The organism is Flavobacterium sp. SORGH_AS_0622 (genome assembly GCF_030818825.1).
Lineage (GTDB): Bacteria > Bacteroidota > Bacteroidia > Flavobacteriales > Flavobacteriaceae > Flavobacterium.
In genome coordinates, this window is sequence record NZ_JAUTAX010000001.1 from 4,033,953 (window position 1) to 4,060,951 (window position 26,999).

Here is a 26,999-nt window from a genome sequence, read left to right on the forward strand (position 1 = left end):
ATAACCTATTAACTAACTAACCAAATGGTAAGAGAACGCCTAATTTCGCTTGATGTCTTTCGCGGACTGACTATTCTATTAATGACTATTGTAAACAATCCCGGTGACTGGGGAAATGTTTATCCGCCGCTTTTACACGCACACTGGAACGGCTGTACACCAACCGATCTTGTATTTCCGTTTTTTATATTTATAATGGGAGTTGCGGTTCCACTTGCAATGCCGGATAAAGTTTACGACGATACTACATTTAATAAAATACTCATTCGTTCTCTAAGAATGTTATGTCTTGGAATATTTTTTAATTTCTTCGGAAAAATTCAATTATTTGGTCTAGACGGAATTCCCCTTCTTATTGGTCGACTAGCGATAACCATTGCAGTAGGATATGCTTTAATGGGAAGTTTTAGTACTAAAGTAAAAAATATTTTAGCTTTTAGTATATTAATCATCTATCTCTTTTTAGCCTACGGTGGTTTCGAAAACTACCAAGACGTTAGACTTCCAGGAGTTTTACAACGTATTGCAATAGTCTATTTTGTAGTTTCACTTTTATATTTAAAAACATCTAAAAAAACACAAATTATTGCTGGAGCTGTTTTACTTCTAGGATATTGGGCAGTAATGACTTTAATCCCCGTTCCTGGAATTGGAGAGGCAAATTTAGAACGAGGAACTAATTTAGCTGCATGGGTTGACAGTATTCTTCTAAAAGGACATATGTACCATGAAACTAATACCTGGGATCCTGAAGGGATTTTGAGTACGATTCCTTCAATAGTAAACGGAATTATTGGTTTACTGATAGGGCAACTATTACTGCAAAATATATTAAAAACCGAAAAGGCAAAAAAAATGGCAATTGCCGGAATCGCTTTAATTATCGGAGGATTAATTTGGAATTTTGTATTTCCAATTAATAAATCACTTTGGAGCAGCAGTTATGTTTTCTATACTACAGGTTTAGCTTCAACTTGTCTAGCTTTACTGTATTATATAATTGATATTGCCGAATATAAAAAAGGTTTTAAGTTATTTGTTATCTGGGGTGTAAATCCAATGATTGTATTCTTTGCTTCACAGATTATTCCGCAGGCATTGACTATGATTCGATTTCAAAATCCGCAAAACCCACAAGAACAAACCAATCTTTTAGATTATTTATACCGCTTCGGAATTGCACCATTTTTTAGTAATCCAATGACAGCATCACTCGCAGGTGCTTTAACTTATGTAGCAATCTGGACATTTATTTTATGGATTTTCTACAGAAACAAACTGATTTTCAAAGTATAAAACAATTTAACTAGATCTAATATAAAGACATACCAAAGTGTATTTTTTATTATTATAATTATGCTTTTTATATTAAATGCACGACAGCATATCGCTAATTATTACTTAAATGGTTCTCAAAAGACATTTTTATTAACCAAAACACCTTTCTATCAAGTTTTAATTATGAATTTATTAAAATCAATTGATAAAAAAAGTATACTTTTGCACAAAATTTAATAAAATATAAAATGGCAACAAATAGAACTTTTACAATGATTAAACCAGATGCTGTTGCAAACGGACACATCGGGAATATCTTAGCAATGATTACTAATGGTGGTTTCAAAATCGTTTCATTAAAATTAACTCAACTAACTGTAGCTGATGCAAAAGCATTTTACGCAGTTCACGCAGAAAGACCTTTCTACGGAGAATTAGTTGAATTCATGTCACGCGGACCAATTGTTGCTGCTATTTTAGAAAAAGATAACGCAGTAGAAGATTTCAGAACTTTAATTGGAGCTACAAACCCTGCTGAAGCTGCTGAAGGAACTATTCGTAAAGCATACGCTACTTCAATCGGAGAAAATGCAGTTCACGGATCTGACAGCGACGAAAACGCTGCTATCGAAAGCGCATTCCACTTTGCAGGAAGAGAGCAATTCTAATAAGAATTTTGATTTTCAATCAAATAAAAAACCCGCTTCAATTGAAGCGGGTTTTTATTTTTTAATTATAAATGGATTAAAGGTTATCAGACGTCTTTTTCACCATTTTCTCAATTTTTCCATCTAAATCTTTTAGAAGCTCATCTAATGCACTTTCACACATTGGTAATACTTTATCAAAAGACAAAACAGGTATTCCTCCTACAATTGTTCCAGTTTTCTTAGAATTTGCTCCTTCATTAAATGCAAATACTTTTTTTCCATTTTTGTCATATAAAGCGATTCTTGCATAAGCTCTCATTTTAACGGTTCCAGTTCCGCCAACTGCAAATCCTTTTTGCAAAGCGAAATGAATTTCTGTAAATAAAACTCCGTCAGCCTTCTCACTAAAAATTTTAGCAGATGCTACTTCATTAGTTGAACCATTTATTCCTTCATATATATATTTATATCCTGGATAATTAATGATAGTGCTTCCTGCATCTCCTTCTCTAGCAAATTTTGGAGTAAAATCAATATATTCTTGTTTTTGTGTTACTTCACTTTCTGGAACTAAATCAAACGGAAATTTTTTAGCATAATCATTAAAAAAAGCATTATGATACTTCTCTAAAATAGGCGCTAGGTTAAAATTTGGATTATTTCCTAAATCTGTTACTGCTGCAATGCTATTTAAACCTAAATCTGAAAGATCTATTGTTTTGTCAGTGTAAAAAGAAACTACAGCAACTTTCTTCTTTTGAGAATAAGCAGTTAAGGCAAATAATACGGTTAAAATAAGTAAAAATTTTTTCATTGTTTGTTAAATTGTTGGGTTATTAAAGGGATGTTACTTACAAAAAATAACGCGCAAATGTATCGCAAAAAAAAACACTCCACAATAGAAGTGTTATTTTATTTTAAAAATAATCCTATTAAAAAGAGCTATCTCAAAATTACCTCTTTTACTACCTCGCGTCCTAACTCCTCATTAATCATTTTAACAATTTTAGATTTTCCGTGGCTTAATTCCTCACGCAAAACTGCAGATCCTAATTCTACATAAAGTGTACTGCCTTTTAGGACAACATTTCTTGTATAAGTATTTACGCCACTGCCCATAAGGCTTTTCCAAGCATCACGAACATCGATTTGATCCATTCCAGGCTGTAATTTATTCACCTGAATAATTTGCTGCAAAACTGCACTTATTGTAGACTCGTTATTTATTCTTTTCGCCATCATTCAATAGATTAATTGGTCCCGCTTTTTTATAATGATATTCTATTTTTTGTGGATTTTTAACCACTAACTGCTCATCAGAAAGCGAAATAATTTCTTCACTCCATTTTGCATAATCTGTTTTATAATCTAAAAAGACATGTTCCCCAGCAAAGCGAACTGATACATTTTCAAATGTATCTGTCGTTAAAAATGTCCCGTCAAACTGCGGCATTACCTTCGTTCGAACACCTTTATTATTTTTAATTTGAAAGAAATCAAATGTTTCATTCATTTTATAATCCTTCTGCTCACCTTTGTCAAAAACTACTTTTTCAATTTCCCAATAACCGTTTAGTTTAGTAATATCCGTCGGTTTTATTTCTTGTTTACAACTTAAAAACAAGATTGACAAAACCAAGATCATAAAAGTGTTCTTCATAATTATTATAATATTAAGGAGCTGATACCTGCTGTCCGCTATATCTTTTACTTTTTAAAGAAAAAAGTAAAAGGATGCCGCTTCCATCAGGGCTAGTGCTTCAGTTTTCAAAATAAATTTTTAGCGAACTACAAAGATAAACTTATAATCATCAAAAGAAATGCTTTATCTCTTAATTTATTGAGCCTATCCAAAACAATCTTTTTAATACCCATTATAATAATTACCCTATTTTAACAACATAAAAACTTTTAAGGGCAAAAGATATTCACATTTTTAATGAATTTCAGATCCAAATTACTTTTGAAAATCTCTACAAAAAAGATGAAAAAAATATTGATATTACTTTTTAGTCCAATACTAATATTCTCAAAATGCGAAAAGCCAGAAAAAACTAAGAAACAAAGTGTAGAGACAATCACTTCAAACTTAAAAGATACTGACTCAATAAAAAACGATTCTTTAAAAAGTAAAAAAGAAGTTTCACCCATAAAAATTACAGCAGCTACATTATTAAAAAACGACTATTCCAATCACAAAGACCTGAAATTAATTTACAAAAACTCAGGAAAGAAAAATATTAAAGCCATTAAATTTGAATGGTTCTGTAAAAATGCATTTGACAAACCCGCAAATGGAAGATATTTTTATGCCGACGGAAGATTTACTGAAAAGGTAATATCCTTAATAAAATCTGGCGAAAGCAGAACAGAATTCTGGGAAGACTTTTCTACAGATGCTGATAAAATAACTAAAATTAGAGCTTATTATGTTGTCTTTGTCGATGGTACAAAATGGGGATCTGATGATCAGTAAATTTCCACATAACAAGAATTAACATTAAACTATTTTATATATTTTTAGTCAAACCCTAAACCAAAACAAAAAACATGACTAAAACTATTTGTACAATTCTAGCGGCCTTATCGTTTATAAGCTGTAGTAAAGATTCAACAGAACCAGATTCAACTCCAACAGAAACAATGTATTTCCCTCCTTTAACTGGAAATGCTTGGGAAACAAAATCGCTGACTGATTTAAAATGGAATCAAAATGCAGTTCAACCACTGCTAGATTACTTAGAACTAAAACATTCCAAATCGTTTATGATTTTAGTAAACGGACGAATTGTTTTAGAAAATTATTTCAACAATCATACAGCCACAACAAATTGGTATTGGGCAAGCGCCGGAAAAACTTTAACCTCAACATTAACTGGAATTGCGCAGCAAGAAGGATTACTAAACATTAACAATAAAGTATCCGACTACATTGGAACTGGCTGGACAAGCGAAACAATTGCTCAAGAAAACCAAATTACCTGCAAAAATTTACTCTCTATGACTTCTGGATTAGATGACAGTACCGATGAAGTTGAACCAGCCAATTTAATTTATAAAGCTGATGCAGGAACAAGATGGGCTTACCATAATGTTTATGTAAAACTACAAGATGTTGTTGCAAAAGCCAGCGGACAAAGCTGGGAGAATTATTTCAATGCCAAATTAAGAGATAAAATAGGCATGAATGGTACTTGGGTACAGATTGGAGTAAACAGCGTTTATACAAGTACCACAAGAAGTATGGCGCGCTTTGGATTATTAATGCTGAATAAAGGAAAATGGGAAAACAATGTAATCTTGAACGAATCTTTTTTTAATGAAGCAACCGCCACATCACAAAATATTAATCTAGGATATGGTTATTTATGGTGGCTAAACGGCAAAAGCTCTTATCATTTACCACAATCGCAGCTTACATTTCAAGGAAGCGTAATTCCGACTGGTCCAAATGACATGTTCATGGCTTTAGGAAAAAACGATCAAAAAATATATGTCGTTCCAAGCAAGAAGATGGTTGTAATTAGAATGGGAGACGCAGCCGACAATGTAAATCTAGCTTTATCAGATTTTGATAAAACTTTATGGGAAAAGATTAATGCTTTGTATCAATAAAAAAATGAGCTTTTAAATATAAAATGTCTTAAAAGACCCTTTTTATATTTAAAAGCTCAATATTTTTTTTAGAAATAAAATTCTACTAAAAAACTAACGATTAGTTTTTATTCTTTTCAAAATACCTAAAAAGAATAAAATTATACCAGCCACTAGCAAAATATAATAAAAAGAAAGATTGTTATCTCTCAATACATTTGCCAAAACAAAACAAATAACGCTTGCAAAATAAAAAGCAATCGCTGGTATATTTTTTATAGACTCAAAACTCATTTTAAATTATTTAAAGAAACTATCAACAAATTCATACTTATTAAAGACTTGTAAATCTTCAATTCCTTCGCCGACACCAATATATTTTACCGGGATTTGAAATTGATCTGAAATACCAATTACAACGCCGCCTTTCGCAGTTCCGTCCAATTTAGTTACAGCCAATGAAGTAACCTCTGTCGCCGCTGTAAATTGTTTGGCCTGCTCAAAAGCATTTTGTCCTGTAGAACCATCTAAAACCAAAAGTACATCGTGAGGAGCATCGGCAACAACTTTTTGCATTACACGCTTTACCTTCGTCAATTCGTTCATTAAATTGATTTTATTATGAAGACGCCCTGCGGTATCAATAATTACAACATCAGCATTTTGAGCAACTGCAGACTGTAAAGTATCAAAAGCTACAGAAGCTGGATCACTTCCCATATTTTGTCTTACAATAGGCACATCAACCCTATCAGCCCAAACTTGTAATTGGTCAATTGCTGCAGCACGAAAAGTATCTGCCGCACCCAAAACAACTTTATGACCTGCTTTTTTAAATTGATAAGCCAGCTTACCAATCGTTGTAGTTTTACCAACTCCGTTTACTCCAACAACCATTAAAACGTATGGTTTTTTATCTTTAGGGATATCAAATTCAGTTGCCTCGCCTGTATTGGTTTCAGATAATAAAGCCCCTATTTCGTCTCTAAGAATTTGATTCAATTCATCTGTTCCTAAATATTTATCTTCAGCAACACGTTTTTCAATTCTTGAAATTACTTTTAAAGTTGTATTTACGCCAACATCTGAAGCTACAAGAATTTCTTCCAGATTATCTAAAACATCATCATCAACTTTAGATTTTCCAGCAATGGCTTTACTTAACTTAGAGAAAAAAGTAGTTTTTGTTTTTTCAAGACCTTTGTCTAAAGTCTCTTTTTTTTCGGTAGAGAATAATTTTTTAAAAAAACTCATTTTTGTAGATTTTTAGATTTATTAGATCTCTTGATTGTTTAGATCAGAAATCCAAATCTTTAAAGAAAGTGCAATTGTTTTTCAATTAACCTTAATTTAAACAGAAATTCATATTAAAAAAAGTCAATTACTGTGTTTCTTTAAATTTATAGACAAATATAGGTAATAAAAAAGCTACTTCCGAAAGAAAGTAGCTTTTCTATATAATGTAATTGTAATTATTTCTTTTTCAAGAATTCATCAACTTCTTCAGGAGCCATAATAGATTCTACGAATGTATATGCACCAGTTTTAGGAGATTTTACCATTTTGATGGCTTTTGATAATCTCTTAGAAGATGTTTGTAACGATGCTACGGTTTTCTTTGCCATGATTCAAATGTTATTTGAAGCTTTTATAAAACTCTCATGGCTAAACCATTCGAGATTTACAAAAATCTCTAATTATTACTTAATTTCTTTATGAACAGTTACTCTTTTTAAGATTGGATTAAATTTCTTAATCTCTAATCTGTCTGGAGTATTTTTTTTGTTCTTAGTTGTAATATATCTAGAAGTTCCTGGAACACCAGAAGTCTTGTGCTCAGTACATTCTAAAATTACTTGGATTCTATTACCTTTCTTTGCCATCTTGCTATATATTTATTTAGGAAAAGATTATTTGATAAATCCTTCTGACTGTGCTTTTTTCAAAACAGCAGTGATTCCATTTTTATTAATTGTTTTTATCGTAGATGCTGCTACTCTAAGAGTAATCCATCTATCTTCTTCTGGAAGATAAAAACGCTTTTTAACTAAGTTTACAGAAAACTTTCTCTTAGTTTTGTTCATAGCGTGAGAAACGTTATTTCCTACCATCGCTCTTTTACCTGTAAGGTCACAAACTCTTGACATTATACTTATCTTTTATCGTTATTCAAAATCAGGGTGCAAAGAAAAGAAAAATAAACCATTGTAGCAAAAAATTATTGCACAAATTTTAAAATTTCTTTCTGCAATATTTCTAAACTCTTAACTGTTGCCCTATCTACCACTTTTTCACGAGGTTGTCCGAAGTTAAATTCTTCTACAATTACTTCGTTCGGCGTCGCCAAAGCAATAAAAACAGTACCGATTTCTGCATCTGAATCACCTTTTGAAGGTCCCGCATTACCAGTCGTAGCAATACCGTAGTCGGTTTTGAGTAAGTTTTTCACACTCAAAGCCATAGCAGATGCAACTTCTGCACTTACCACAGAATGTTTTTTAATTATTTCTTCTGAAACTCCTAAAACATTTATCTTAGTTTCGGTTGCATAAGAGACCACGCTTCCTTTAAAATAGCTTGAAGCGCCCGGAACAGCCGATAAAAGCGACGCGACTCTTCCACCAGTAAAACTTTCTGCCGTTGAAACTGTTTTATTTTGTTTGGTTAAAATTTTACCAACTACAGATTCTATGGTTTCATTCTCTTCATATCCCACAATAATGTCATGGATAATCAAATCTAACGAACGGACATTTTCCTCTATTGCAGTTTCCAACAGCTCTTTATCTGTTCCTCTTGCGGTCAATCTTAGACGTACGCGCCCTGGATTTGGCAGATAAGCAAGTTTTATAAATTCCGGCAGATTATTTTCCCAATGTTCAATACGTTCTGCAACTAAACTTTCACCTTGACCGTAAGTTAAAATGGTTTTATGAATAATATATGGACGTTTATATTCACGAACTATTTTTGGAATTATTTCTTCTTCAACCAAATATTTCATTTCATAAGGAACACCTGGAAGCGAAATAAAAACGGTATTTTCTTTTTTCATCCACATTCCCGGAGCAGTTCCCACTTTATTATGCAATACTGTGCAAGTTGACGGAACCAAAGCCTGATCTTTATTAAGCTGCGAAATTGGTCTTTTATAAAAACCTTCAATTAATTGCGTTACATGCGCCAAAACCTCTGGATTTACAACCAATTCGTCGTTAAAATAGTCACAGAATGTTTTTTTCGTAACATCATCTTTTGTTGGCCCTAATCCGCCGGTTACAATTACCACATCCACTTTGTTTTGCAGTAAGGCAAAAGTGTCCAAAATATGCCTTTTATCATCACTGATCGAAAGCATTTCTATTACTTCAACTCCAATTCTATCAAGCGATTTGGCAATAAAAGCTGAATTTGTATCTACGATTTGGCCAATTAAGATTTCATCTCCAATTGTTATAATTGCTGCTTTCATATCTATGTAAGGAATATTACCTGTAATTACGAACAGGTTTATTATAAGAAGAAGTTATTCGTGATGAACTTTTATAAGATTCATCATATTTAATCCAAATCACAAAAAACGAATCTTTTAGATTTAGATAAGAAAACCCAATTCTTTATAAAAACAAGAATTGGGCTGGGTATTATATTTTACAAATCAAAGTCTTTTTTGATCTCTTTGATTGCTTCTTTAACTTGTATTTTAATACTTTTAAAAGTTTCAATTATATCTTTTTTCTTGCCTTCTGCTTTTGTCCAAGCTTCAACTTGCAAAATCTCTTCAAAAGCCACATTTAGCCCCATTAAATCTAAAGTAGGCTTTATTTTGTGCGCATATGAATAGGCATATTTATGATCCTTTTTCTTTATTCCCTCTTTAATTTGTTTCAAATCTTCGGGAACTTCTGTAACAAATAAATTTAAAATTTCGTTTACAAATTCAGGATCGTTGTCTGAAAGCGCATACACTTTCGAAAGGTTGTATTTTAAAGCCATTATTTTACTTGTATTCTGAATAATTTTTTATCTTCTAAAAAGCCTTCTAAAACATCATTTGGTTTTACAGCTGCAACACCTTCTGGCGTTCCTGTAAAAATAATATCTCCAATTTTCAATGTAAAAAATTGAGATACATAAGAAACCAGTTCATCTATTTTCCAAAGCATCATGTTTGAATTCCCTTTTTGAACTGTCTCTGCATTTTTTTTCAATTCAAAATTAAGATTTTCCATAGAAACAAAATTAGTTTTTGGCAAAAAATCGCCAATAACTGCCGAACCGTCAAACGCTTTGGCTTTTTCCCAAGGAAGTCCCTTTTCTTTTAATTTACTCTGCAGATCACGTGCTGTAAAATCAATTCCAACACTAATTTCATCATAATATTTATGAGCAAATTTAGGCTCAATATATTTTCCAACCTTATTAATCTTTACGATTATTTCAAGTTCGTGATGAACATCTTCAGAAAACTCTGGAATTACAAACGGATGCTGTTTCAACAAAACTGCCGAATCGGGCTTCATAAAAACCACTGGTTCTGTTGGACGCTCGTTTTTTAATTCCTCTATATGATTGGCATAATTCCTGCCGACACAGATAATTTTCATTTTTTTTTAGGTTCTAAGATTCTAAGACGGTAAGATTCTAAGAAAAACTGCGCAAAAAAACTTAGCGACTTAGAACCTTAGCAACTTAGAAACTTATTTCGTATTTAATTTTCTTAATTTAATTGCTGTTAATACTTTTTTGGTATATAAAGGAAAATCAGCATTTTGGATCCAGCTGAAATATCCTGGCTCTGCTTCTAAAACTTTTTCAACTTTAGCACCTTTATGTTTTCCAAAAGTAAAAATTTCTTCATCGTCTTTATCAAAAGCGATCATTCCGGCAAAATCTGCTATTTTTTTACGGGTTGTGAATTCAGACAACGATCTCATATCATTTTCCAATTCTGGATAACGATCTAACTGCGCTTTTAAAATTTCATAAGTCGCCATTGTATCTGCTTCTGCCGAGTGTGCATTTTCTAGACTTTTTCCACAATAAAACTTCAAAGCAGCACTCAAAGTACGCTCTTCCATTTTATGAAAAATAGTCTGAACATCTACAGAAACTTTATTTTTCATATCAAAATCTACTCCTGCACGAAGCAATTCTTCTGCGAGAAGCGGAATATCAAAACGATCTGAGTTAAAACCACCCAAATCACTATCTTTTATCATATTATGAACTTGCGGAGCAAGCTCTGCAAAGGTTGGTTCATTGGCTACTTTTTCATCTGTAATACCATGAACTGCCGTTGTTTGCGGAGGAATTGGAATTGTTGGATTAACCAACCAGGTTTTACTTTCTTTATTTCCGTTAGGAAAAACTTTAAATATTGAAATTTCTACGATTCTATCTTTACCGATATCAATTCCCGTTGTTTCGAGATCAAAAAAGCAAATTGGCTTGTTTAGTTTGAGTTCCATTTCTAATTTTTATAAGTTTACAAATGTAATTTTTAAAGCCGAATTTCCTCGTTTATTCTCATTTTTTTTGTCGAAAAAAGCTTTCAATTCGCAATTTTAACTTTTCAAAAATAGGTCACCTTCTAGTTGACGCTTTGATTTCTAACCTTTTCTTACAAAAGAAAAATCCGATAAGTTTTTATACTTATCGGATTTAAATCTATACTTATAATATATTTTTAGAAATCTCTATCTACATCAAAAGCTTCTAAATATTCTGCTACTCTTTTCACAAAACTTCCTCCTAATGCCCCATCTACAACTCTATGATCGTAAGAGTGCGACAAGAACATTTTTTGACGGATTCCAATAAAATCTCCTTCTGGAGTTTCTATTACTGCAGGAACTTTACGAATCGCTCCAAGCGCCAGAATTCCCACTTGAGGCTGATTGATAATCGGCGTTCCAAAAACACTTCCAAATGTTCCCACATTTGTAACTGTGTAAGTTCCGCCTTGTGTATCGTCTGGTTTTAGTTTTCCAGCTTTTGCACGGTTTCCTAAATCGTTAACCGCTTTTGCCATTCCAACAAGATTTAATTGATCTGCATTTTTAATTACAGGAACAATTAAATTTCCGTTTGGCAATGCTGCTGCCATTCCTAAGTTGATGTTTTTCTTTTTAATGATATAATCGCCATCTACAGAAATATTCATTCCAGGGAAATCTTTCAATGCTTTTGCAACGGCTTCCATCATAATTGGAGTAAAAGTAAGTTTTTCGCCTTCTCTTTTTTCGAAAGCTGTTTTTACTTTATCTCTCCATTTTACAATGTTTGTTACGTCTACTTCAATAAACGATTGTACGTGAGCAGAAGTTTGAACCGAAGCTGTCATGTATCCTGAAATCAGTTTACGCATTCTGTCCATTTCTACAATTTCGTCGCCTCCATTTACAGAAACTGGAACCGCCTGCTGACTTTTTTGTACAACTGGCTCTGGTGTCTGAACTGCTTTTGGCGCTTCAACAATAGGTTTAGGAGCTTCAATCGCTTGTGGCGTTGCTGCAACACCAGATTTACGATCTTCTATATATTTTAAAATATCTTCTTTTGTAACTCGGCCGTCCTTTCCAGATCCAGCCATGTTTTCTAACTCATTTAGAGAGATATTTTCTTCTTTCGCGATGTTTTTTACTAATGGAGAAAAGAATTTTTCTGATCCTGAAAAATCTTCTGCAGTGGTTACAGTTTCTTTTACTGCTTCAATTGTTTTTTCAATTTCAGCCGCCGCTTCAGGAACAGCAGTTTCTTCAACCGAACTCGTTTCTGGAGCTGGTGCCGCACCGCCTTCAGTTTCAATAATAGCAATAGTCTGCCCTACTTGTACCAAATCATCTTTACCAAACAACTGCTCAACTAAAATTCCTGATACTTCGCTAGGTACTTCACTGTCAACCTTATCTGTTGCAATTTCAAGTACTGCTTCATCAGCTTCAATTTTGTCTCCAACTTCTTTCAACCAATTTGTAATAGTTGCTTCAGCGACACTTTCTCCCATTTTTGGAAGCTTTAATTCAAATCTTGCCATATTGTTATTCTAAAGGATGATTTTGATTTTCTGATTGCGAAATTACTGAAAAAATTAAATATAAATTACACTTTGTATAATTTTTACTTAATTTTCCTGATTTCCCCTCTCCCATTTCTTAAATTACTTCCAATAATAAAAGCTGTTCTTTTAGGGAAAATCTTAAAAGTAATGTTCTTATCTTTAAGAGTTTCTATTATATTGATACATTTTTTGAATGAAACATATTGATTATCCAAAATGATCTCTGTCTTTTTACCCTTTAAAATCAGGCACGAATTTACCATTTTTTCTTTTTTCAAATTCAAAAAACTAACTTTATTTTCTAAAATCGAAGCTAGTTTTTCAGATAAATTCGCATTTTCAGAGTACAAAATATAGCATTCTGGCAATGGTTTTTCTTTTACATTTCCCTGAAACATTTTTACAATAGAGAAAAACCAAGTTCCAACTTGAATGAAAAAACTAAAAAACCATGATTTCTTAAAATGTTTCGCATAAAAGAAATTCATAGCTTCCTGAAAACGTTTCATGTATTTTTCGTCTTTTATTGTGCTTTCTCCCTTATAATGCAAAACTGTGGTATCGTGAAAATAAAAGTTGTTTTTCCCTTTCTGAAGCGCACGATATGACAAATCGATATCGTCGGCATACATAAAACAATCTTCATCAAAACCATTTAAATCTTGATATAATTTACTTTCTAAAAACATAAAAGCTCCTACTAGAATATCAACTTTTCCCGTTTCGTTTTCACTTAAATGCTGTGCGTAATATTGATTAAAAAGTTTTATTTTGGGAAAGATTTTATACAACCCAAAAACTTTAGTAAATGCAACCCAAGGCGTGGGAATACCGCGTTTACTTTCTGGAAGAAAATTTCCCGTCCCGTCAATTAATTTACAGCCAATAATGCCGAGATTGGACTGCCTTTCGGCGAAAGCCAGAATTTTAGTAAAGGTATCTTCTGCAACAACAGTATCGGGATTTAATATACAGATGTAGTTTCCTTTCGCTTGACGAAAACCAATATTATTCCCTTTCGGGAAACCAAAATTTTCTTTGTTTTGAATCAAAGTAACTTCTGGAAATTTTTCCTGCATCATCAAAACACTTTCGTCTGACGAATTATTATCTACAACAATAATTTCGGCCTCAATTGCTGCAATCGCTTCCTGAACACTTAAAATGCATTGCTCCAGAAAGTAACGGACATTATAATTGAGAATAATAATCGATAACTGCATGAATATTTGATCTGTAAATTTGGGTCGAAAGTTAGAAATTTTCTGATAACCCCAAACGCAATGACCAATCGTTTTTACTAATTCCGTAATCCAGCGCGAGATTGCTGCCGTTTCGTTTGTTCCATTTGATCCGAATTCCTGTTCCCACAGCTGGATTCCATTTTTTAAAATCGTAAGTATCCAACTTAGAAACCGAGGAAATATTGGTAAAAAATACGGCACCAAAAAATCCATTTCGGCTAATATCCGTTCTATATTCGGTTTCAAAATAAATCAAGGCATTACTTCTATATCTGTTTTTGGTAAAACCGCGCCCTGTTTTTCCGTCGCGGTCCCAGCCAATACTTGGAAGATCTAAATAATGTGGTTTTCCGCCAAAGGTTGACCAATAAAAAGCTCTTGATGCCCAGACTCTGTGTTTGGTTTTACTAAAAGAATGATATTTTCGAGCATCAATATACAATGACTGCCATTTATCTCCTTCCACTCCGCTGGTGTTAATTCGCAAATCGGCTTCTACATACAATCCTTGTTCTGGATTTATAATATTTTTTCGAGAATCGTATAAACCTTGAACAGCAAAACCAAAAGAACTTTCATCAGAATAATTGCCATTCATATATTTAAAATAATCTGTTTCTTCATCTATATAAGATTCTTCAGAAATATTCTGGTAATTATCAAAAAGAAAACCAACTCCCAAACGATAATTTCCAACAATTTTTCTGGTTATGAACTGATAAAAATGCCACTGCTGATAATCAAGAGTTGACATTTCTTTTTTTGACTCATGTTCGCCCAATCCATAAGTAAGCTGCGGATAAATCATATACCGATAATCTCCAATAAAATTCCACTTATTTTCACTGGTATAAATATAAGTCTGAATAGGAAAAACATATTGTTTCGTAAAACTGAAATAAGGGGAAAATGTAACCTGAGACATTTTAGTTTTTTGATGATCTTCGCCTAAATAAAATGTAGTTAAAAAAGAAACCACTAAACCTGTACTGGAATTTACATCTACAGGAACTGGCAGCAAGGAGAATGCTAGTTTTTTTTGATTGTCTTTTTTGATTGTATCATTTTTATCAAAAATTCTATGAATAACATCTAGAATGTCTCGATTTCCCATACTTATACTGTCGTTTTGCGCATTACAAAACGAGGCGATTAAGAAAAAAGAGAGTGCTGATACAATTCTTAAACTATTCACTTACAATATTTTAAAAACTCTTCTTACAAATTTAAAACTTTATTAAGAATTATAGTCAAATTTTTAAGTGAATAAAAAAGAATTTTAAAATGAATAGAAAAAGTTACATTTGAATATCTAAACATTTGATTTTAAACTCCTATGCGTTATCTATTTGTGTCCTTTTTACTTTTTTCCCTTTTTTGTTTTTCTCAAAATGATCAACAAAAGCAAGATCTTGTAAAGTTGAATAAATGGTTTATCGCCGGTCCTGTTAAAGAAAAGGAAGAAACTATAAATTCCATCCGTTTAGAAAAAGGAATCGTTTCGGTTACTGCGAAAGATAATCCAAAAGGCGAAATAGAACTGAATGTAATGATCACAGCATCTGAAACGAATGACGGAATTTCGACCAATCTTTCCAGCGAATCAAAGTATGTTGAAATTACGTATGAATCTACTCAGATTATAAAATTACAAGCCAGAGAAGGAAATCCTGAAGGAACTGGCTGTGTGCACGGAGGTTCGCATCCGAGAGTTAGCCTTCCTGCCTCTCCAAACCACTTTAGAACTATAAAAATTCCGTGGTCAAATTTCAAGCAAGATGAACTTCCGGATGGGAAAGTTTTAAATATTCACAATTTATGCAAATTCAACTTTGTAAATTACAATCCAGTTTCTGGAGATATATTACGGATAAAATCGGTCTTTTTTTAGTTTTCAGTCACAGTGACAGTTTTCAGTTTTTAACACTGAATACTGAGACTGGAAACTGAGACCGAGACTGAGACTGAATACTAACTAAAGGTGCAGCTGAATTTTGTATTTGTTCAAGATTTTCATCACGAAAAGCATAATCGTAGAAAATACCAAAGACCAAATAATCCCAGGAACTCCCTCTCTAAAATATCCCGGAATAATATGAATATTGAATTCTTTACAGAAATAATAAATAACGCCCGGCAAAATATAAATCAATAACGGATTTGCAGCGGCTGGCATAAAAAAGTCACTCCATTTTGTCTGCTTCTTAACTTCCATTAACCAATACAGAAAGTAAAATAAGATTGTGCAAATTCCTGCTGACAGCATTGTCCATGAAGGAGTTCCGTGTATTTTTGATATCCCGAAATAAGGTCGGAGAGCAAATCCAACGGCAAAAAACAAAACTATAAAACCAATAACCGGCCAATTGATTTTGTTTTCAATCTTTCGATCAAAAAACAATAAAGAAATAATTATTCCTGCAGAGGCTAAAGCAGCATGTGTTAGATGCCCAGCGATGAAACTAAGCCAAGAAATTTTTTGAACAAATGAATTTTCAATAAGATTTAAAGAATTCATAACCACGCAAAAAACTAAAAATCCGATCATTGCCCAAAGATTTCCAGATACTAGCCAATAATAAACTACTGTAAAAAGATATGCCCAGCCTATAAGTCCTAAAATTCCCCACCATTTTGGAGTCATTCCTCTTTCTCCAGTGTCTTGAATGTACAGAAAGTAAAGGGCAATTAAAACCAGAATTCCGCCATACTGAAGTACATTTTTCAGCCAAATAGGAAAATCTTTGGGATATTTATTCCAAATCGGAATTGGCATGGCATACGCCAAAAGTCCCCAAAAAGCAGGCGCAATTATCATTTTAGAAGCATCATAACCATATTCGGCATTCACCATAAAAACACCAATAATTATAAGTGCTAAAGCTCGTTTGAAAGTATGAGTCCAAATTGTTTTTGTAGTATCTCCTTTTATTAGTCTGGCATTAAAAGCAAACGGAATTGACATTCCGACAATAAATAAAAAAGCAGGAAAAACTAAATCTACAAAAGTCATTGCATCTGCATCTGCAGGCATATGTTTCATCCATTGAGGGACATTTTGAATACTTGCCAACTCATTTACAAAAATCATTACAAAAATCGTAATTCCACGCAAAGCATCTATAGAAATAATTCTCTGATTAAACAAATTCGTTTTTATTTTCATAATTTTTTACTTTTTTACTAAAAATCAAATATAGTATAATTCTAAAATGTCTTATTACAATTTCTATGTTAATTTTGTCACTTATAAATTGAGTTACATAGCTTTACCCCATGTTCACATTCTTTAAATCGAAACCTGCATTAAAAGACTTGCTTGACGGCAGTTTTGTTGACATTCATTCTCACCTTATACCAGGAATTGATGATGGTGCTAAATCTCCTGCGAAATCTATTGAACTTACTAAATCTTTTCAAAAATTAGGAATAAGTCAAATTATCACGACACCGCATATCAGTCATTATGTTTGGAATAACTCTTCTGAAATTATACAATCAAAACTTCAGGAAACACAAAATGCATTAGAAGAAAATCAAATAAAAATACCTTTTAAGGCTGCTGCTGAATATTTTATGGACGATTGGTTTGAAAGGCACTTTAGAACTGAAAAGCTTTTAACTTTAAAAGATAATTACGTACTGGTAGAAATGTCATACATTAATGCTCCTGTACAGCTTTATAAGATACTTTTTGATTTACAGGTCGCAGGATATATCCCTGTTCTGGCCCACCCGGAAAGATATTTGTTTTATCATAAAAACTTCAATGAATATGATAAATTAAAAAAGGCGGGGTGTAAATTTCAGTTAAACTTACTTTCTGTTGTTGGGTATTATGGAAGTGAGATTAGCAAGACAGCCGAACAGCTTCTAAAAAAAGGAATGTATGATTTTGCAGGAACTGATGTACATCATAATAAGCATATCAGATCTTTTGAACAAAAAGTGAATGTTAGTAGTGTTTCTATTTTGAAAGAAGTAATTGCAAATAATTCTTTTTTTAAGATTTAATACTTTAGAGCTATCAATAAGCATTTTCTTCGCCTTGAACAATATTCATAATTGTTCTAATTATAATTTTAATATCTAATAACAAACTCCAGTTTTCTATATACCAAATATCGCATTCCACTCTATTTTCCATATCAGAGAGCTTTTTTGTTTCTCCTCGATAGCCATTTACTTGGGCCCAACCTGTAATTCCAGGTTTTGCATAATGGCGGACAGAGTAGTTATCTATTAGTTCCCCATATTCTTTAGCTAGATTGACCATATGAGGCCTTGGTCCAACAACAGACATATTTCCTAAAAGAACATTGAAAAATTGAGGCAGCTCATCAATGCTTGTTTTACGCATAAAGGCCCCAAATTTTGTTATACGTGAATCTCCTTTTCCTGCCTGTTTATCGTGTGCCAAATCATTTACGTACATACTTCTAAATTTAAAACATGAAAACGATTTATTATCACGACCAGAACGATCTTGTCTGAAAAATATTGGGCCTGGTGATTCTAATTTGATAATTAACATCACTATTGGGAATAGCCAGGGAAAGATTAAAATTATAACGAGTATCGAGAAACAGAGGTCAAATATTTTTTTTATGAGTCTGTTAAGTGTTAATTCTAAAGGTTCAGGACGCAGCATTAAAACAGGTGTGTTTTCGTAAAAAGCTACCTCAACCTTACTGGATTTTGTGTACAACTGGAAATCTGGAATAAATTTGATCCTTACCAAATTTTGCTCACATATTTTTGTCAGCTTATTTATTATTTCAATATTGTCTATATGCAGAGCCACATAAACTTCTTCTACTTTTTCTCTAATAATAAACTCTTGTACATCATCGAATCCTCCTGTAATAGGAATAGAATGATTTTCAATTTCATTTTTTTGATCAAAAAAACCTAAAAATTTGTATCCGTAGGTTAAATTTTTAGCTAATATCTTGCGCATCTTTTCCCCAGTTTCATTAGCCCCTACAATGATGATTTTTTTAAAATTATATCCTTTAGCTCTAATATATTTTAAGATCTTCATTAACACATAACGAGAGATCACGAGCAAAGCAAAGAAAAACAGGTAAAAGTACAATAGCCTGAGTCTGGAGATGTCTGTATATTTTAAAAGAACCACAAAAAAGACTATTAACGCAACATGCATAAAAATCTTTTTAATTGTTCTTCTTAAAATTGATTCGATATATTCTATCCTAATAATTCTATGAGAGTCTTTTTGCATCAGTAAAGCTATCCAGATTAGGTTCGCCAATAATGAAATCGTTTTTTCGTCTTTTAAAAAAAGCTTGTCTAAATCCCCAAATCTCGCCATAGCAGACAGATATATAGCAAAATTTAACAATAAAAGATCCCAGCACACAAATAAGAATTTGGAGTAACGCGAAAAACGATAACGTGATAAGTTTTGCAAAAAATTCATCTTCGGCTTATTTCTCTAGATAAGATTTGTTTTTTAGTCTGGATGACGAAAATAGTATTTTAATTATTCTTATATACTATTTTTAAATCAATTCTTGTGAAACTTTAGATTAAGGACATATTATACAATGGCTTGGTCATAAAAAAAACGGCTCAATATATTTGAGCCGTTTTTTTCCTTTTATAAATTTAGCCGATAAGTTTCTTGAACCATCCTGCTTTCGAACTTTTTTCAACATATCCATAACCGTATTTTTGTTGCGGATTTGTATCATTAAGAACAATACACATATTTGGAAGTTTTTTGTCTCTAAAAAATCCGTTTGCAATTGATATCATTCTTTTTTCTAAAAATCTGGCTCGCATAATATACACAAAAGTATCAGCGTTTTTCGCAACCAGTAAAGTGTCTGTTACAAGACTGGATGGAGCAGTGTCAACAATAATATAATCGTATTCTTTTTTTAGTTTTTCGAATAATTGATCTACTTTTTTATTATCCATTAATAATTCAGCTGGATTTGGAGGAACTACACCTGCCGGCAGTATATAAAAATTTTCATACCCAGTATGTTTTACAATATATTGGTCAACATTATGATCATTTGATGATAAATAATTTGTTACCCCTTCGACAGGAAGATCCATATATTCATTGAGACGTGGACTTCTAATATCCATGGCCCACAAGTAAAACTCTTTTTTCCAGTAATGCAAAACTTGCTGCTAAATTCGTTGAAACAAATGTTTTTCCCTCAGAAGCAAAGGTTGAAGTTACAAATATCGTTTTAGCCTTACCTTCTTCTACCTTATTCAACATAAATCCAAGATTGGTTCTAACAATCCGAAGAGCTTCTGCAGAGCTGCTTCTGCTATTGGATTTAATTAATTCCGAAATATCATTGCAAGAAGGTATTTCGCCAATAAATGGAATTTGTGTTTTTCCTTCCAAATCATTGCTGTTTTTGATTTTGGTATCTAATAAGTCATTCGCATAAATAATCACAAATGGAACTAGCAACCCTAATAAGACTACCGCTAAATAGATAATTTTTTTCTTCGGGTTAACTGGTGTCTGTTCCGCTTTTGCGCTATCAATTACTCTTGCATTAGGCTCTGTTGCAGCAAGTGAAATTGCTGTTTCCTCTCTTTTTTGAAGTAAGTATAAATATAATTCTTCCTTTACTTTCTGCTGCCTTGCTATCCCTCTTAATTGACGTTCCTGAACTGGAATTTTAGCAATTTTATTGTTTAAAATTCCTTCTTGATTTCTAATGTTTTTATTTTGAATCTCGAGATTGGACTGGATTCGATTTAAACTAGCCGTAACACTTGATTTCAAAGAATTAATTTGCTGGTCTAATTTAATTACAGACGGGTTGTCAGTTGTTGCCGATTTTAAAATCCTGTTTCTGTCTAATACCAGTTGATTGTAGGCGCTAATTAAACCTCCTGCATCTCCTTTATCAGTAATAATATTCGAAGGAAGTAAGTCTGAATTAGTACTGTTTTTCATAAAACCTAACAATGAAGAAATAACATTTAGTTGAATTTCAGTTTCTACTCCCTTTTTATCATATTCATTTGATCCTTCGATAAATAGCTTAGCTTCAGAATTTATATCTGTTAATCTATTCGTTTTTTTAAATCCTTCTACGTTTTGTTCTACACCATCAAGTTCTTTTGTTATCAAAGAAAGTCTGTTTGAAATAAACTGAGAGGTGTTTTCAGATATTAGATTTTTATCCTCAGTAGCATCTTCATTATAAATCTGAATCAAATTATCTAAAAATGCTTCTGCCCTATTTGCCACCGGATCTGTAATTGAAACCTCTACAATACTACTTGTTTTACTTATAGGATCAATTTTGAGTCTTTTTTTAAAATCTTCTGCAACCTCATCGAATGGTTTGATTTGAATAGAAATAGATTCAAATTTATCAGTTTTGTTGTTGTCAGACAATTGTGCTTTATCAATAATTAAAGTACCAATCTTTGTTGGTATTTTTTCTCCGTATTTAAACTCTTTTTTAGATGCTAAAATAAAATTGACATTTGCTTTATTTTCTATTTCATTCTTCAATGAAAAAGTTCCAGAACTTAACAAATTACATTTTAGTATAATTTTAGTGTCATCAAATAATTCTGTTCTATTTATAAAATTGACACTTATTGGCGCATCTTGATAGATATCTTGGTCTACTATATTTCTTTCAGCAAATAATGAAATATTAAGATTTAATTTTTTAATTGTCTTTTCTATTAGGCTTCTTGATTTTAAAATTTCAATTTCATTATCTACATTACTTTTCATGCTTCCACCAAGGCCGATATCTGAAAAGGCTGATAATTCTGAAAGTATGCCTCCTTTTTTCTCATCTTTAACCAATACGGTTGTGTGCGCTTCATATGTTCTTGTTGCATAACATAAATATGTAAAAGCTCCAACTAAACCAATAATAATGCTAAATAAAAACCAATGCCAATGAACTAAGTATTTTTCCAACTGTTCTCTAAAGTTGTCATCTTCAATTTCATCATCGATAAAATCGTTGTAATAATCTCTTTTTTGCATTTGTTTTTATTTAAAAATTAAAACTGCTAGGGAAACTAAAATAGAAACAGCGGATATAATTACAGAAGTATTGGGACCAACTGCAGATGAATTGACTTTTGTTCTATTTGGTTCAACATAAACAATATCGTTTTGAGCCAAATAATAAAGAGGCGAATTCATAAAGTCAGCTTTTGTTATATCAACTCTATTGTATGTTTTTACACCATTTGTTTCTCTAATAACAAGAATATTGTCCCTTTTACCATAAATTGTTAAATCTTTTGCCATGCTTAAAGCTTCTATTAATGTAATTCTTTCGGAAGCTACATTATAAGTCCCTGGTAAATTGACTTCACCCTGCAGCGAAACCTTAAAATTTGTTATACGAAGATTTATAATTGGTTTCTTAATATAATTACCAATCTTATTTTGCAATAATTGAAGGGCTTCTGTACGTGTAAGTCCTCCTATTTTAATACTTCCGACGATTGGAAATTCAATATTGCCTTTAGAATCCACCAAATAAGTCTGAACTGTTTCTTGGCCTCGGGTCACATCAAGTTTGTTATTATTAGAAATACTGTACGTTTTTAAATTAAAAGGTAAAGCTGCTTCAGGATCATCAGCAGAGACGATAATCATAAGTAAATCGTCTGGCTGAATTTTAACTTCATATGAGTTTTCATTTTGCTTTGTTTCCAATGAATCAATATTTTGATAATATATTAGATCTTTTTTTGAAGCACAGGAAAAAAGAATAAGTATGATTGACAAGAAACTGATGTTTCTCATCAAAAAATTAATTTTAGATTTCATTAAACTTGATTTTAAAAAAATTATAGGACAGGAATAGTCTAAATTATTCTGCTAGGATTATATTTTGAATCTATAGAAGTACTAAATCAGTACGCATTTTTTTCTCCATGAAATACATTGAGAACTGTTTTTATGATGATTTTTATATCTAAGAGCAAGCTCCAATTTTCTATGTACCAAATATCAAACTCTACTCTGTTTTCCATGTCGACCAGTTCTTTTGTTTCACCACGATAACCATTTACCTGTGCCCATCCTGTAATTCCAGGTTTTGTATAGTGACGAACCAAATAATTGTTAATTAATTCCTTATACGCTTGGGTGTGATATAACATGTGTGGTCTTGGCCCGACAACTGACATATTACCAAACAGAACATTAAAAAATTGAGGCAGTTCATCAATACTTGTCTTTCTCATAAAAGCACCAAATCTTGTAACACGTTTGTCCCCTTTCTCGGCTTGTTTTTTATGGGAACCTTCATTTACACGCATGCTTCTAAACTTTAAACATGAAAATGGTTTATTATCTCTTCCTGATCTTTCTTGTTTAAAAAAAACTGGTCCTGGAGATTCGATTTTTATAATTAACATCAAAATAGGAAACAGCCAAGGAAATAACAGAGCTATTACCAGAAAGGAAAAACACATATCAAAAATCTTTTTTATGATTCGATTTAATGAATTTTCCAAAGGTTCTCTTCGTGACATTAAAACAGGTGTGTTTTCATAAAAAGAGATTTCAACTCGACTAGATTTAGTGTACAATTGAAAGTCTGGAATAAATTTTATTCGTACCATATGCTGTTCGCATATTTGAATTAATTTATTAATTATATCAATATCATTAATATGAAGTGTGATGTACATTTCATCAACCTGATGCTTACTAATAAAGTTTTGAACATCTTCAAATCCTCCGATAATGTTTTTAGAAATTGAACCAGAAATATTTTCCTCTTCATCAAAAAAACCTAGAAACCTATAACCGTAAGTTAAATTTTTAGCCAGTATTTTGCGAATACGATTCCCAGTTTCATTGGCTCCTACAATGATAACGTTTCTGAAATTATAGCCTTTCATTCTGATATATTTTAAAATTTTCATCGAAAAAATTCTGGAAAGCATTAAAAATGAAAAGAAAAAAATATAAAAATAAAGCAATTGAAATCTCGAAATATCGGAGTAATCTAAAAAGACAACAAAAATGGCAACAATTGATCCATGAACAATAACTTTTTTTATTGTTCTTGATAATATAGATTCAATCGTTTCGACTCTGATAATTCTATAGGAATCTTTATATAATAAAAAGCCCAAGCCAAATTAAATTTTCTAATAACGATATTGTTTGTACTTCCTTTAAAAAAAGCCTATCCAGACTTTCAAATTTTATTAATCCTGAAATAATTACTGCGGTATTAAGCAATATCACATCCCACAATATGAACAGTATTTGGAAATATCTTGAAAACTTATATTTTGATAATTGCTCTAAAATTTTCATGATAAAAAATTTTTAATTAAAAACAGTTTTTATCTTTTTTACGAAAATCAGCCAAATAAATATTGGTCCATAATATAAATATCTTTTCCACATTCTTCGTGGTTCTCTAATTAGCCTAATGAACCATTCCAGTCCCAAATTCACCCATAGTTTGTTAGGTCTTTCTACAGTTCCAGCGTAGAAATCGAATACCGCTCCAATAGAACAAATAACTTTGGAATCTAAAAATTCTTTATTGCCATAAGACCATTTTTCTTGTTTTGGTGCTGTCATCCCAATAAACAAAACATCTGGCTTGAAATCATTTACCGCATTTATCATTTGTTGATTATCATCATCAGAAAATTCACTTTTAAAAGGAGGCGAAAAAGTTACTACACTAACATTGGGAAATTCTATTGAAAGGCGTTGAACAATTTTATCTAATGTATTTTGTGAAGAACCTAAATAAAAACATTTTCCTTTTTTTTTGTTTAAATCATCTAATAGATAATGATGAAGATCTGCTCCGGCAATTTTAGAAATTTTTTTATTATTCAGTAATTTTACAGCGGCTACAATTCCAATACCATCTGGCAGTAAAATATCAGATCCCTGTAGCGCTTTTTTAAATGTTAAGTCTACTTCAGCAATGCAATACGAATATTGATTAATGGTATTAATTAATGTTTTTCTGCTAGTGAAACAAGTAGACAAATCATCCTTGAATATTTTATAATTGAGACAGGGCTCAAATGATAAATTATTAATCATTTCTATCACTTCTTTTATTAATAATTGGCATGTATATAGTATTGAAATATGATAATTGCGAGCTTACTGAATATTTTTCTTTATAAGTTTGATAAGCATTATCTTGAATGTGCTTTTTAACTTCTGGCATTAAATTGTCAAATAACTTTACTGCTTCTTTTAGTTTTTGAGGGCTCCTTTCTTCAAAATGAAAACCGTTGAAATTATTAGAAATTATAGAAGACATAGCTCCTAAATTTGATGCTATAACTGGCGTACTGCATGAAAAAGCTTCTATTATCGTCATTGGCATTCCTTCATACCATATAGAAGGAAAAATAAAAGCCTGCGCTTTTTGCAACTCTAATTTTACTTCTTCATTTTTTAAGCTTCCCAAATAGCAAATATTTTTATTGTCTACAGCTGCATCTATAACAAGCTGTTTTAACGGACCATCTCCAGCTATCTTCAATTCAAATGAAGTATCTCTAAAAGCATCAATTAATACTTCTATCCCTTTTTCTACAGACAATCTTCCGACAAATAAAAAATGATTATCTCTTTTAGTTTCCAAGTTATTTTTATGGTCTATTACAAAATTTGGCTTAACCGTAAATTTTTCGACAGGTATGCCAAAATTGGATTTTTGAAAAAGTTCAACTGCAAATGAAGTCAGGCATAAATATTTTTCAATTTTTGACCATGTACCTATTTTTTTATGAAACCAAATAATAACAGAAAGCCAAAACGTCTAAAAAAAAGAGGACCGATAAACCTTCTTAAAGACTGCTCTGTATGGAAATTTTTGATGTAAACTATGAGTAAATAATTGTCCATTATTGAGTAAAATACCAGACGGACATAATAATCTATAATTATGAATTGTGTGAACAATTGGAATATCCAAATTATTTATTTCCCTAAATACCAGTGGTCCTAAAGCAAAATGCCAATTATGGATATGCACCAAATCCGGCTTAAATTCTATTATTTTTTCTCTAACCTTCTTAACAGAATAAATATTCCATATTGAAGCTAAAAATTGTATTGCTCCTTTCCATCCAGAATAATTTTGAAAATAAACAACCTCAACAGTATGATATTGTTTTAATAATTTCAATTCTTGCTCTACAACAGTATCTTCGCCACCAGACATTTGATAGCGTGTATGAATTATAAGAATTTTCAATTTTACTGAAATAAATTAATCGCCTTATATTTAATTCTTAAAAGAATAGAAAATGGTTTAGTGAACTGTTTTATTATTTTTGGATCTAAACGAATATCTGGCGAAAAAAGAAAACTTGTTTTTACTCCATTATCTAAAATTGTCTTGAATCTATTATATTTTTCTGTCGTATTACTTGCATCAATTGTAAAACCAACATTTTCAATTTTTGAGTTAATTGCATGTACTGAGAATAATCCGTATTTGAATTGGTGATAACACCAGCGAATAGCCCAAGAGTTTATCTTTCCCTGCATCTGGCGGTCCAGCATACCTGACATGTCTGAGCCCATTTTATTAAAACTATGTTTTAACTTTCTATTACTTTTAAACTCATTATAATCACTAACAGCCCAATCTATTCTCATCCAACGATCTTTCCATATTGCCCAGCCATGCGAACTGGATCTTTGAGTAAAATAATTATCAAATTTTGTATTACTTTTAATAGGCATACTAAATCCTGCAATTGAAAATACCTTTGGCTCTTCCCGATAAAAATCAAGAGCTTCATTCATAAAATTTAGAAAATTTCTACTGCTGACAAGATCATCCTCTAATACAATAACAGTGTCATGAATCTTCAAAATTTGGGTTACACCATCTATAATTGAACTTGCTAATCCTTTATTTCTTGCTGCTTCAAAAATTGTAATAGTTTTAAAATCATCAATAGAATGTATATATTCCCTAACAGCATTTACAGCCTCGCTATCAGAATCTGATTTTGCTGCATCAGAAAAAATATAGAGATCTGATTGACTTGCGAGATAGTTTTCTTTTAACGATTGTATAGTTTTTTGTAAAGGACCAAGTCGTCGGTATGTGAAAAGTACAATTGGAGAAAAAGTATTCATTTATTAATATTTCTGCTCAAATTTTTTTACAC

The 26,999-nt window shown here is 31.7% G+C and carries 32 protein-coding genes; 6 read left to right on the forward strand and 26 right to left on the reverse strand.

Going from position 1 to position 26,999, the window contains the following annotated elements:
• Positions 1-24 precede the first annotated feature (24 nt).
• Together QE431_RS16970 and QE431_RS16975 are read left to right on the forward strand one after the other, a co-directional pair.
• A complete protein-coding gene (locus tag QE431_RS16970) occupies positions 25-1,296 on the forward strand; it encodes an acyltransferase family protein (RefSeq protein WP_307297988.1) in 1,272 nt (423 codons plus the stop codon).
• Between the two features lie 230 nt (positions 1,297-1,526).
• Entirely contained in the window at positions 1,527-1,946 is a 420-nt protein-coding gene (locus QE431_RS16975; protein WP_012026941.1) for a nucleoside-diphosphate kinase, read from the forward strand.
• A 76-nt stretch (positions 1,947-2,022) separates the two neighbouring features.
• On the opposite strand, the gene QE431_RS16980 is transcribed toward QE431_RS16975, so the two are convergent.
• The 3 genes from QE431_RS16980 to QE431_RS16990 all read right to left on the reverse strand — a co-directional run bounded on the left by QE431_RS16980 (position 2,023) and on the right by QE431_RS16990 (position 3,588).
• Complete coding sequence (locus QE431_RS16980) at positions 2,023-2,742, reverse strand: hypothetical protein (RefSeq protein WP_057116868.1); 720 nt, start codon at positions 2,740-2,742, stop codon at positions 2,023-2,025.
• A gap of 128 nt (positions 2,743-2,870) precedes the next feature.
• Complete coding sequence (locus tag QE431_RS16985) at positions 2,871-3,167, reverse strand: DUF721 domain-containing protein (RefSeq protein ID WP_057116869.1); 297 nt, start codon at positions 3,165-3,167, stop codon at positions 2,871-2,873.
• Positions 3,148-3,588, reverse strand: a complete 441-nt coding sequence (locus tag QE431_RS16990; protein ID WP_307298001.1) for a lipocalin family protein — start codon at positions 3,586-3,588, stop codon at positions 3,148-3,150. The genes QE431_RS16985 and QE431_RS16990 overlap by 20 nt, the downstream gene beginning before the upstream one ends.
• Before the next feature lie 324 nt (positions 3,589-3,912).
• On the opposite strand from QE431_RS16990, the gene QE431_RS16995 reads away from it, so the two are divergent.
• Positions 3,913-4,404 (forward strand): hypothetical protein, encoded by a 492-nt coding sequence (locus tag QE431_RS16995; RefSeq protein ID WP_307298004.1) that lies wholly within the window; start codon positions 3,913-3,915, stop codon positions 4,402-4,404.
• Positions 4,405-4,478: 74 nt separating this feature from the next.
• Positions 4,479-5,543: a serine hydrolase gene (locus tag QE431_RS17000; protein WP_281866417.1), complete on the forward strand. Its 1,065-nt coding sequence runs from the start codon at positions 4,479-4,481 to the stop codon at positions 5,541-5,543.
• Positions 5,544-5,636: 93 nt separating this feature from the next.
• Here QE431_RS17000 and QE431_RS17005 read toward each other — a convergent pair whose 3' ends face one another.
• The 12 genes from QE431_RS17005 to QE431_RS17060 all read right to left on the reverse strand — a co-directional run bounded on the left by QE431_RS17005 (position 5,637) and on the right by QE431_RS17060 (position 14,943).
• Positions 5,637-5,816, reverse strand: a complete 180-nt coding sequence (locus QE431_RS17005; protein ID WP_281866418.1) for a hypothetical protein — start codon at positions 5,814-5,816, stop codon at positions 5,637-5,639.
• A 6-nt stretch (positions 5,817-5,822) separates the two neighbouring features.
• On the reverse strand, positions 5,823-6,776 hold the full coding sequence (gene ftsY, locus QE431_RS17010) for a signal recognition particle-docking protein FtsY (protein WP_057116873.1): 954 nt from the start codon (positions 6,774-6,776) through the stop codon (positions 5,823-5,825).
• A 218-nt stretch (positions 6,777-6,994) separates the two neighbouring features.
• The gene (locus QE431_RS17015) at positions 6,995-7,147 is read right to left on the reverse strand and encodes a DUF4295 domain-containing protein (RefSeq protein WP_008468081.1); all 153 of its coding nucleotides are present in this window, start codon (positions 7,145-7,147) and stop codon (positions 6,995-6,997) included.
• 75 nt (positions 7,148-7,222) lie between these two features.
• A complete protein-coding gene (gene rpmG / locus QE431_RS17020; protein ID WP_008253902.1) occupies positions 7,223-7,405 on the reverse strand; it encodes a 50S ribosomal protein L33 in 183 nt (60 codons plus the stop codon).
• Positions 7,406-7,432: 27 nt separating this feature from the next.
• Positions 7,433-7,669, reverse strand: a complete 237-nt coding sequence (gene rpmB / locus QE431_RS17025) for a 50S ribosomal protein L28 (RefSeq protein ID WP_008468080.1) — start codon at positions 7,667-7,669, stop codon at positions 7,433-7,435.
• 71 nt (positions 7,670-7,740) lie between these two features.
• Positions 7,741-8,994 carry a CinA family nicotinamide mononucleotide deamidase-related protein gene (locus QE431_RS17030; protein ID WP_307298172.1) on the reverse strand — a complete coding sequence of 418 codons (1,254 nt, stop codon included), beginning with the start codon at positions 8,992-8,994 and terminating at the stop codon, positions 7,741-7,743.
• A gap of 179 nt (positions 8,995-9,173) precedes the next feature.
• On the reverse strand, positions 9,174-9,518 hold the full coding sequence (locus QE431_RS17035; RefSeq protein ID WP_057116875.1) for an Hpt domain-containing protein: 345 nt from the start codon (positions 9,516-9,518) through the stop codon (positions 9,174-9,176).
• Complete coding sequence (locus QE431_RS17040) at positions 9,518-10,129, reverse strand: fumarylacetoacetate hydrolase family protein (RefSeq protein WP_057116876.1); 612 nt, start codon at positions 10,127-10,129, stop codon at positions 9,518-9,520. The genes QE431_RS17035 and QE431_RS17040 overlap by 1 nt, the downstream gene beginning before the upstream one ends.
• A gap of 93 nt (positions 10,130-10,222) precedes the next feature.
• Positions 10,223-10,993 (reverse strand): 3'-5' exonuclease, encoded by a 771-nt coding sequence (locus tag QE431_RS17045; protein ID WP_057116877.1) that lies wholly within the window; start codon positions 10,991-10,993, stop codon positions 10,223-10,225.
• Positions 10,994-11,211: 218 nt separating this feature from the next.
• On the reverse strand, positions 11,212-12,561 hold the full coding sequence (locus QE431_RS17050) for a dihydrolipoamide acetyltransferase family protein (RefSeq protein ID WP_307298177.1): 1,350 nt from the start codon (positions 12,559-12,561) through the stop codon (positions 11,212-11,214).
• Positions 12,562-12,644: 83 nt separating this feature from the next.
• Positions 12,645-13,808: a glycosyltransferase family 2 protein gene (locus tag QE431_RS17055; protein ID WP_307298179.1), complete on the reverse strand. Its 1,164-nt coding sequence runs from the start codon at positions 13,806-13,808 to the stop codon at positions 12,645-12,647.
• Positions 13,809-13,839: 31 nt separating this feature from the next.
• On the reverse strand, positions 13,840-14,943 hold the full coding sequence (locus QE431_RS17060) for a BamA/TamA family outer membrane protein (RefSeq protein ID WP_307298181.1): 1,104 nt from the start codon (positions 14,941-14,943) through the stop codon (positions 13,840-13,842).
• A 306-nt stretch (positions 14,944-15,249) separates the two neighbouring features.
• Between QE431_RS17060 and QE431_RS17065 the strand changes: the two genes are divergently transcribed.
• A complete protein-coding gene (locus QE431_RS17065) occupies positions 15,250-15,720 on the forward strand; it encodes a hypothetical protein (RefSeq protein WP_307298184.1) in 471 nt (156 codons plus the stop codon).
• Positions 15,721-15,804: 84 nt separating this feature from the next.
• On the opposite strand, the gene QE431_RS17070 is transcribed toward QE431_RS17065, so the two are convergent.
• Positions 15,805-16,995 carry a DUF5009 domain-containing protein gene (locus tag QE431_RS17070; RefSeq protein ID WP_307298186.1) on the reverse strand — a complete coding sequence of 397 codons (1,191 nt, stop codon included), beginning with the start codon at positions 16,993-16,995 and terminating at the stop codon, positions 15,805-15,807.
• 110 nt (positions 16,996-17,105) lie between these two features.
• Here QE431_RS17070 and QE431_RS17075 point away from each other — a divergent pair, with 110 nt between their 5' ends.
• Positions 17,106-17,843: a tyrosine-protein phosphatase gene (locus QE431_RS17075; RefSeq protein WP_307298188.1), complete on the forward strand. Its 738-nt coding sequence runs from the start codon at positions 17,106-17,108 to the stop codon at positions 17,841-17,843.
• A gap of 13 nt (positions 17,844-17,856) precedes the next feature.
• Here the strand turns inward: QE431_RS17075 and QE431_RS17080 are convergent, their stop codons facing one another.
• From QE431_RS17080 to QE431_RS17125, 10 genes are all read right to left on the reverse strand, one after another.
• Positions 17,857-19,272 carry an undecaprenyl-phosphate glucose phosphotransferase gene (locus QE431_RS17080; protein WP_307298190.1) on the reverse strand — a complete coding sequence of 472 codons (1,416 nt, stop codon included), beginning with the start codon at positions 19,270-19,272 and terminating at the stop codon, positions 17,857-17,859.
• 188 nt (positions 19,273-19,460) lie between these two features.
• Positions 19,461-19,952: an AAA family ATPase gene (locus QE431_RS17085; protein ID WP_307298192.1), complete on the reverse strand. Its 492-nt coding sequence runs from the start codon at positions 19,950-19,952 to the stop codon at positions 19,461-19,463.
• Positions 19,942-21,846, reverse strand: coding sequence for a GNVR domain-containing protein (locus tag QE431_RS17090; protein ID WP_307298194.1), 1,905 nt, complete (start codon positions 21,844-21,846; stop codon positions 19,942-19,944). The genes QE431_RS17085 and QE431_RS17090 overlap by 11 nt, the downstream gene beginning before the upstream one ends.
• A 6-nt stretch (positions 21,847-21,852) precedes the next feature.
• Entirely contained in the window at positions 21,853-22,644 is a 792-nt protein-coding gene (locus QE431_RS17095) for a polysaccharide biosynthesis/export family protein (RefSeq protein WP_281866428.1), read from the reverse strand.
• Positions 22,645-22,730: 86 nt separating this feature from the next.
• Positions 22,731-23,963, reverse strand: coding sequence for an undecaprenyl-phosphate glucose phosphotransferase (locus QE431_RS17100; RefSeq protein WP_307298196.1), 1,233 nt, complete (start codon positions 23,961-23,963; stop codon positions 22,731-22,733).
• Positions 23,944-24,150: a hypothetical protein gene (locus QE431_RS17105; protein ID WP_307298198.1), complete on the reverse strand. Its 207-nt coding sequence runs from the start codon at positions 24,148-24,150 to the stop codon at positions 23,944-23,946. The genes QE431_RS17100 and QE431_RS17105 overlap by 20 nt, the downstream gene beginning before the upstream one ends.
• 12 nt (positions 24,151-24,162) lie before the next feature.
• Positions 24,163-24,903, reverse strand: coding sequence for a WecB/TagA/CpsF family glycosyltransferase (locus tag QE431_RS17110; protein WP_281866430.1), 741 nt, complete (start codon positions 24,901-24,903; stop codon positions 24,163-24,165).
• Positions 24,896-25,456 (reverse strand): glycosyltransferase, encoded by a 561-nt coding sequence (locus tag QE431_RS17115; protein WP_307298201.1) that lies wholly within the window; start codon positions 25,454-25,456, stop codon positions 24,896-24,898. Before QE431_RS17115 ends, QE431_RS17110 begins: the two co-directional genes overlap by 8 nt.
• A 177-nt stretch (positions 25,457-25,633) precedes the next feature.
• Positions 25,634-26,038 (reverse strand): glycosyltransferase, encoded by a 405-nt coding sequence (locus QE431_RS17120; protein ID WP_307298203.1) that lies wholly within the window; start codon positions 26,036-26,038, stop codon positions 25,634-25,636.
• 35 nt (positions 26,039-26,073) lie between these two features.
• On the reverse strand, positions 26,074-26,967 hold the full coding sequence (locus QE431_RS17125; protein ID WP_307298204.1) for a sugar transferase: 894 nt from the start codon (positions 26,965-26,967) through the stop codon (positions 26,074-26,076).
• Positions 26,968-26,999: the final 32 nt, after the last annotated feature.

Excerpts from the sequence above, each read along its gene's own strand:
- QE431_RS17085 (WP_307298192.1), bottom strand. The coding sequence starts at position 19,952 with ATGGATATTAGAAGTCCACGTCTCAATGAATATATGGATCTTCCTGTC.
- QE431_RS17075 (WP_307298188.1), top strand. The coding sequence starts at position 17,106 with ATGTTCACATTCTTTAAATCGAAACCTGCATTAAAAGACTTGCTTGAC.
- QE431_RS17070 (WP_307298186.1), bottom strand. The coding sequence starts at position 16,995 with ATGAAAATAAAAACGAATTTGTTTAATCAGAGAATTATTTCTATAGAT.
- QE431_RS17045 (WP_057116877.1), bottom strand. The coding sequence starts at position 10,993 with ATGGAACTCAAACTAAACAAGCCAATTTGCTTTTTTGATCTCGAAACA.
- QE431_RS16990 (WP_307298001.1), bottom strand. The coding sequence starts at position 3,588 with ATGAAGAACACTTTTATGATCTTGGTTTTGTCAATCTTGTTTTTAAGT.
- rpmG (WP_008253902.1), bottom strand. The coding sequence starts at position 7,405 with ATGGCAAAGAAAGGTAATAGAATCCAAGTAATTTTAGAATGTACTGAG.
- QE431_RS16985 (WP_057116869.1), bottom strand. The coding sequence starts at position 3,167 with ATGGCGAAAAGAATAAATAACGAGTCTACAATAAGTGCAGTTTTGCAG.
- QE431_RS17005 (WP_281866418.1), bottom strand. The coding sequence starts at position 5,816 with ATGAGTTTTGAGTCTATAAAAAATATACCAGCGATTGCTTTTTATTTT.
- ftsY (WP_057116873.1), bottom strand. The coding sequence starts at position 6,776 with ATGAGTTTTTTTAAAAAATTATTCTCTACCGAAAAAAAAGAGACTTTA.
- QE431_RS17000 (WP_281866417.1), top strand. The coding sequence starts at position 4,479 with ATGACTAAAACTATTTGTACAATTCTAGCGGCCTTATCGTTTATAAGC.
- QE431_RS16970 (WP_307297988.1), top strand. The coding sequence starts at position 25 with ATGGTAAGAGAACGCCTAATTTCGCTTGATGTCTTTCGCGGACTGACT.
- QE431_RS16995 (WP_307298004.1), top strand. The coding sequence starts at position 3,913 with ATGAAAAAAATATTGATATTACTTTTTAGTCCAATACTAATATTCTCA.
- QE431_RS17060 (WP_307298181.1), bottom strand. The coding sequence starts at position 14,943 with ATGGGAAATCGAGACATTCTAGATGTTATTCATAGAATTTTTGATAAA.
- QE431_RS17090 (WP_307298194.1), bottom strand. The coding sequence starts at position 21,846 with ATGCAAAAAAGAGATTATTACAACGATTTTATCGATGATGAAATTGAA.
- QE431_RS17050 (WP_307298177.1), bottom strand. The coding sequence starts at position 12,561 with ATGGCAAGATTTGAATTAAAGCTTCCAAAAATGGGAGAAAGTGTCGCT.
- rpmB (WP_008468080.1), bottom strand. The coding sequence starts at position 7,669 with ATGTCAAGAGTTTGTGACCTTACAGGTAAAAGAGCGATGGTAGGAAAT.
- QE431_RS16975 (WP_012026941.1), top strand. The coding sequence starts at position 1,527 with ATGGCAACAAATAGAACTTTTACAATGATTAAACCAGATGCTGTTGCA.
- QE431_RS17110 (WP_281866430.1), bottom strand. The coding sequence starts at position 24,903 with ATGATTAATAATTTATCATTTGAGCCCTGTCTCAATTATAAAATATTC.
- QE431_RS17095 (WP_281866428.1), bottom strand. The coding sequence starts at position 22,644 with ATGAAATCTAAAATTAATTTTTTGATGAGAAACATCAGTTTCTTGTCA.
- QE431_RS17035 (WP_057116875.1), bottom strand. The coding sequence starts at position 9,518 with ATGGCTTTAAAATACAACCTTTCGAAAGTGTATGCGCTTTCAGACAAC.
- QE431_RS17125 (WP_307298204.1), bottom strand. The coding sequence starts at position 26,967 with ATGAATACTTTTTCTCCAATTGTACTTTTCACATACCGACGACTTGGT.
- QE431_RS17040 (WP_057116876.1), bottom strand. The coding sequence starts at position 10,129 with ATGAAAATTATCTGTGTCGGCAGGAATTATGCCAATCATATAGAGGAA.
- QE431_RS17080 (WP_307298190.1), bottom strand. The coding sequence starts at position 19,272 with ATGAATTTTTTGCAAAACTTATCACGTTATCGTTTTTCGCGTTACTCC.
- QE431_RS16980 (WP_057116868.1), bottom strand. The coding sequence starts at position 2,742 with ATGAAAAAATTTTTACTTATTTTAACCGTATTATTTGCCTTAACTGCT.
- QE431_RS17015 (WP_008468081.1), bottom strand. The coding sequence starts at position 7,147 with ATGGCAAAGAAAACCGTAGCATCGTTACAAACATCTTCTAAGAGATTA.
- QE431_RS17105 (WP_307298198.1), bottom strand. The coding sequence starts at position 24,150 with ATGAAAATTTTAGAGCAATTATCAAAATATAAGTTTTCAAGATATTTC.
- QE431_RS17030 (WP_307298172.1), bottom strand. The coding sequence starts at position 8,994 with ATGAAAGCAGCAATTATAACAATTGGAGATGAAATCTTAATTGGCCAA.
- QE431_RS17055 (WP_307298179.1), bottom strand. The coding sequence starts at position 13,808 with ATGCAGTTATCGATTATTATTCTCAATTATAATGTCCGTTACTTTCTG.
- QE431_RS17120 (WP_307298203.1), bottom strand. The coding sequence starts at position 26,038 with ATGTCTGGTGGCGAAGATACTGTTGTAGAGCAAGAATTGAAATTATTA.